Annotated in this window: 2 protein-coding genes; one reads left to right on the top strand and one right to left on the bottom strand. The window is 49.2% G+C overall.

What is annotated here, in order from left to right:
• Positions 1-864 (top strand): hydrogenase expression/formation protein HypE (gene hypE / locus ACRC27_RS14780; RefSeq protein WP_438640221.1); only part of this gene is annotated, 864 nt, incomplete at its 5' end.
• A 454-nt stretch (positions 865-1,318) separates the two neighbouring features.
• Here the strand turns inward: hypE and tatA are convergent.
• Positions 1,319-1,543, bottom strand: coding sequence for a twin-arginine translocase TatA/TatE family subunit (gene tatA, locus ACRC27_RS14775; RefSeq protein ID WP_039044757.1), 225 nt, complete (start codon positions 1,541-1,543; stop codon positions 1,319-1,321).
• Between the last annotated feature and the right edge of the window lie 123 nt (positions 1,544-1,666).

The following is a 1,666-nucleotide window of genomic DNA, read 5'->3' as shown; positions in this document are numbered from 1 at the left end:
GGCGATCGGTTAGCGTTCAGCACTGACAGCTTCGTGGTCGACCCGATTTTCTTCCCTGGGGGAGATATCGGTAAACTGGCAGTCTGCGGTACGGTGAACGATGTTGCCGTCGGCGGCGCTATCCCGAAATACCTCTCTTGTGGCTTTATTCTCGAAGAGGGGCTGCCACTGACAGATTTAGAGCGTGTGGTTCGCTCGATGGCCGCTGCTGCCGCAGAAGCGGGCGTACAGATAGTTACTGGCGATACCAAAGTGGTGCATCGCGGTGCCGCTGATAAGATTTTCATCAATACCGCGGGTATTGGCGTGATCCCTCCCGCGGTGCAGTGGGGCTGTGACCAAATTCGCGTTGGCGATAGAATTATTGTGAGCGGTACTTTGGGCGACCACGGAGCCACCATCTTGAATTTGCGTGAGCAAATGGGGTTGGATGCCGATCTGCAAAGTGATTGTGCACCGCTCAATGGCATGATTGCCGCGCTGCATCCGATCGCGGGGGTTCGCACCTTGCGTGATGCAACCCGTGGCGGCGTGACGGCGGTGTTGCACGAGTTTGCGCAGGCTAGCGGGTGCGGCATGATGATTGCCGAATCGGTATTACCGGTGCAACCGGTGGTGCGCGGCGTCTGCGAGCTGTTGGGGCTCGATCCGCTCAATTTTGCCAATGAAGGTAAACTGGTGCTGATTGTGGCCGAAGAGGCCGAAGAGGCTGTGCTGGAGTGCTTGCGTGCCCATCCGTTGGGTCGTCATGCCACCTGTATTGGCTCAGTAACCGAAAATCGGCAAGTGAAAGTGATGGGGGCGTTTGGCGCAGCGCGTCTGCTGGATTTGCCGCACAGCGAGCCATTACCGCGCATTTGCTAACGTCCTAACAGTTAAAGAAAACACTAAAGCAAAACTAAAACAAAGCGAAAGCAGAGATAAAAATAGAGATAAAGGGATAAGCCGCTGTTTGTGATAAAACGGCGGCTTTTTCATGTACGTAATTCGTTCATGACTTGTTTACTCGGTAACGCAATGTGAAATCACTAAAAAAACAAACAAAAGAAATTTCAAGATAGATATCAAGATAGAGCAATATCAAAAGGGATAGGGAGCCGTAAGACAAATAAAACAGAGGAAGGATAACAGCGAAAAAAGCAAAGCGGAAATGGATAGGGCGAAGAGAATCAACTAGATATAACGCTAAAGTAAATAGCGTCAGTGGTTATTAATAATAGTTATCAATAATACTGGCGCTGCAGTGATTGCGGCTCATTATAAAATGGTGGCAATTGCCATCACCGTGATACCGACAATGATGGATAGAACATAACGTTCAAGAGGACGATTTATTATCCGGTGAAGCAGGTTTTTGCTCGTTTAACCCTGGCATCTCCATATGTGCGCTGTTCTCGTTCTGGCCACTCAGTGCACGTTTGAAATCGCGTACCGCACCGCCCAGATCACGACCCACATTACGCAGGTTTTTGGTGCCGAATACCAATACGACAATTAGGCCGATCAGTAAGAGCTCCTGAATTCCGATTCCGCTTAATCCCATGATTATTATCTCCGGTTAAATAAACCGTCCCGATAATAGCCACGAATGAATCGTTACCGCAAACCCTTTTTAGAGTGCCAATTGTTTCATATCTTTAATGGTATGAGAAAGGTGGTCGTTAAT

The organism is Plesiomonas sp. (assembly GCF_051650925.1).
In the GTDB taxonomy this organism is placed as follows: domain Bacteria; phylum Pseudomonadota; class Gammaproteobacteria; order Enterobacterales; family CAMTGL01; genus Plesiomonas.
The sequence above is the reverse complement of the archived record's forward strand: the minus strand, read 5'-3'. Positions and strand labels throughout refer to the sequence as shown.